Here is a 3875-nt window from a genome sequence, read left to right as displayed (position 1 = left end):
TAGCGATTAACTTCAGTAGGTTAACGGCAAATGTTGAGGATGCACAGAATTGCATCTAGTTGTCATTGCCAAGGAGTGTTAAAAAATGAATAAGAAAATTACCCTAAGTTTAGTTGTTGCTTCTTTATTAACTGCTGGTTTTTCATTTGGTGCTGCGGCCCATCAAGCTGGTGATATTATAGTTCGTGCTGGTGTTGCGATGGTTGCTCCAAATGAGTCAAGCCCAGTAGTCGCAAATATTGCTGAATTTGGCGTGGATAATGATGTCCAATTAGGGTTAAATTTTGGTTATATGCTAACTGATAATTTGGGCATTGAATTATTAGCTGCATCGCCTTTTAGTCACGATGTGTCACTGGGTGAACTCGGTAAAATAGCCGATTCAAAGCAATTGCCTCCAACGCTGGTAGCGCAATATTACTTTGGAGATTCACAGTCTGCTTTACGTCCCTACATTGGTTTAGGGATTAACTTTACTAACTTCTATGACAGTGAATTTACTCAAGAAGCGAAAGATCTTGGTTTAGATAATTTGAGCTTATCTAACTCTTGGGGCGTTGCAGCTCAAGTTGGACTTGATTATCAAATTGACAAAAAATGGTTAGTTAACGCGTCTGTTTGGTACGCACAAATTTCAACGGATGTGAGCTTTGACATGGGGGCAGACCATGTTGTGGTTGATACCGACATTGATCCTTGGGTTTACATGGTCAGCATCGGTTATACTTTTTAAGCTAGCGTAAAATACGTTAGAGAAGAAACAAGAATATGACAAACAGGAACCTGCGGGTTCCTGTTTTTGTTGATGGCGTTTATTGAGACTTTTTACGCTGTTTCCAATGGCGGGTATTGTAAATGTACTCTGGTAATAAACGATTTATCCAAGCGACAACACGCCAGCGTTTAGTGACATAAACTCGCCGTTTGCCTTTTTGTAATGCCGTGATGATTTGTGTAGCCACTTTATCGATAGGCGACAGGAGCAGTTGTGTATTCAAATGAACGGCTTTATCAAATAACCCTAATTGAATATCACTAATGGTAATAGGCAGCTTCAATCGTTGCGCATGCATACTCAAGCCTTGCAGGTAATTTTCAGCAAAGGCTTTGGAGGCATGATAAGCCACATTAGGGCCTCCACGTTGACCGGCTATTGAGTTAATGGCGGCAAGTTGGCCATAACCTTGATCGCACATTAATTTAAAAATACAGTTATTGGCAGCAGCAAATCCCATAACGTTAATATCAATGGCGAGCTTATCAATTGCCCAAGGCAGGGAAGGGTCGTAGTCATTAACACCAGTATTAACAATCACCAAATGGGCGCCATTATGTTTGGTCCAAGCAGTATTAAGCTGTGTAATTAGCGTATCAGGTTGATCAATCGCTAACGGATAAACACTCACTTCACCTGGCAGACTTTGACTAAACTCGTTAAGTGATTCAGGGTCGTTAACAAAAAGCACTAGCGAAACTTGCTGTGCAGATAACTGTCTGGCTAATGCTTGGCTCAGTTGCGAGCTGGCACCAATAATCATCGCTGTCGCTGTAGACATGATTCATCTCATCAAAAATAATGACTCATAATAGAAATAACATCAGTTGATAACAAGTAAGAAAAAAATTCAACTTAAGACGTATAGACTTCTAGCCATCCGAGTGTATGATGGTTATCTAACAGATTGACCGCTATTAACGTTAACAATAAGCCATTCTGCCGCGGTGTAGACTGGGTGAGCATGCTAATGATGTTTGCAAGCGACAGTAGCCATTCGATGATGGCCACGGTTTTCAGCAAAAAACTGAATGTTGAAACTGTGACATAACAGACATTAACGTTATTGTGAAAAGGCTGGTTGGTTAACCGAACGTTGGTTAATCAGGTACATGTATTTAATTAATCTAAAGGTGAGACGTATGCCGGTTCGAATTCCAGATAACCTGCCTGCAGCAGGTATTTTAGAGTCAGAAAATATCTTTGTGATGTCTGAAACCCGAGCGGCTAATCAGGACATTCGTCCAATGCGGGTATTAATCTTGAATCTAATGCCTAATAAAATCGAAACAGAAACCCAGTTATTGCGATTACTGGGTAATACGCCCTTGCAAGTTGGGGTCGATTTATTACGCATTCATGATAAAGAATCAAAGCATACATCAGTGGATCACATGAATACCTTTTATCGTGATTTTGAAGACATCAGAAATAACAATTACGATGGTTTGATTATTACTGGCGCGCCGTTAGGGCAAATTGATTTTAAAGATGTGGTGTATTGGGACCACATTCGCGAAATTATTGACTGGTCACAACAACATGTCACTTCGGTGCTGTTTCTATGTTGGGCAGCTCATGCCGGTTTGTATCATCTTTATGATTTACATCGTCAGTTATTAGCGAATAAACGTTCAGGTGTATTTAATCATCGTAGAACCAGCGACCCACACCCATTATTGCGTGGTTTTGATGATGAGTTTTTTGCACCGCACTCACGATTTGCAGAAATGGATATTGAACAAATTCGTCAACATCCAGATTTAGAAGTACTGGCTGAATCAGACGAGGCTGGCGCGTATATTGTGCTGAGTCGTGATAATCATAATGTGTTTGTTATGGGACACCCAGAGTACCAAAAAGACACACTGAATGAAGAATATGTGCGCGATGTTGGTGAAGGCCTCAATCCAGATATTCCACAAAATTATTACCGTCAAGATGACCCCACACAAGATACTATTGTTCGTTGGCATAGTCATGGCAGCTTATTAGTCAGTAATTGGCTCAATTATTATGTTTATCAGCTAACGCCATATGACTTGTCTGATATGAATGCTAAAACACCATGGGAAAGTAAAAAGTAAATTTGAATATAGTTTCACCAGCGTTTTAACGTTGACTTCGTTTCGATAAAAGCTATTGTTAAACTTAGATGTTTTTATTGTAAGGTCGAGGTTAAATGGTTAAAACCAAGTTGATGATATTATTAGTGTGTGCAATGAGCTGGCCGCTAACGTCTTGGGGGGCCGGTGATGTTTTTAGTGACGCTAATGCAAATGACACTAAAATGAATGGCGCCAATGTTAGTGATAGTACTGTTAGCGATAATATAGTTAGCAACAATACCGTTAGCAACAATACTGATAGCGCAACAATTACTGATATCAAACAACAGTTAGCCACATTAAACTTACCACAACAACGAATTGACTTTTTAAAACAACAGCTACAACAACAGCTACAACAAAGTGCTCAATGGCCGATTGAACAGCAAGGCCAGTTGTTGCATTTGCTAGCAATAGAGCAAGAAGTTAACAGTGATCTTGTCGCGGCAATTGACAGTTATACTCAGGCAATTAACTTACTTACACCCCATCCTCTTAGTCAAGAACTCGTCAAAAGCTATCTCGAACGCTCATTCATACTTTACCTTCAAACTAACGACACCCAAGTTTATTGCCCAGATCGTGAAGTGGCGATTACATTAGCCCGTCAGCTTGGAAACGTTGATATCTTGGCCGAAGTGTTAGCTCAAAGCGCGTATTGTTATAATAAACCAAGTGATTTTGGCGAAGGTCTGAAAAGGTTAAATGAAGCATTAGCGTTAGCACAACAGCATCAATTAGGACTGAGCCGCCAAGCGATGATATTTAATGCCACCGCAGCTATTTATCGTGACAATGGTTTAAACCGTAAAGCCTATGAATATTTTAACAAAGCTTATGGCTTTTGGGAGCAAGCCCAAGATAAACAAGACATGTTTAATATGTTGCATAACATGGTGGGTGAATCGATTAAATTGGCCATGTGGGTGGAAAATAAAGCCCATTTAGCCCAAATGCAGCAGTTGGTTGAACAATCGCCAGAGTTTGCTGAC

General features: G+C 40.2%; 3 protein-coding genes and 1 pseudogene. 3 read left to right on the top strand and 1 reads right to left on the bottom strand.

Annotation, left to right across the window (positions count from 1 at the left end):
* Window positions 1-85: 85 nt before the first annotated feature.
* Window positions 86-733, top strand: a complete 648-nt coding sequence (gene ompW, locus CXF78_RS14135; protein ID WP_011636808.1) for an outer membrane protein OmpW — start codon at window positions 86-88, stop codon at window positions 731-733.
* A gap of 79 nt (window positions 734-812) precedes the next feature.
* Here ompW and CXF78_RS14130 read toward each other — a convergent pair whose 3' ends face one another.
* On the bottom strand, window positions 813-1556 hold the full coding sequence (locus CXF78_RS14130) for an SDR family NAD(P)-dependent oxidoreductase (RefSeq protein WP_102037158.1): 744 nt from the start codon (window positions 1554-1556) through the stop codon (window positions 813-815).
* A 361-nt stretch (window positions 1557-1917) separates the two neighbouring features.
* Here CXF78_RS14130 and metA point away from each other — a divergent pair, with 361 nt between their 5' ends.
* Together metA and CXF78_RS14120 are read left to right on the top strand one after the other, a co-directional pair.
* Window positions 1918-2862: a homoserine O-acetyltransferase MetA gene (metA, locus tag CXF78_RS14125; RefSeq protein ID WP_011636810.1), complete on the top strand. Its 945-nt coding sequence runs from the start codon at window positions 1918-1920 to the stop codon at window positions 2860-2862.
* A 95-nt stretch (window positions 2863-2957) separates the two neighbouring features.
* Window positions 2958-3875: pseudogene (locus CXF78_RS14120) on the top strand (hypothetical protein); the annotation flags it as partial.

Source organism: Shewanella sp. 11B5 (genome assembly GCF_002836795.1).
Classification (GTDB): domain Bacteria; phylum Pseudomonadota; class Gammaproteobacteria; order Enterobacterales; family Shewanellaceae; genus Shewanella; species Shewanella frigidimarina.
Note: the sequence above shows the minus strand (reverse complement) of the source record. Positions and strands in the feature narration are given on the sequence as shown.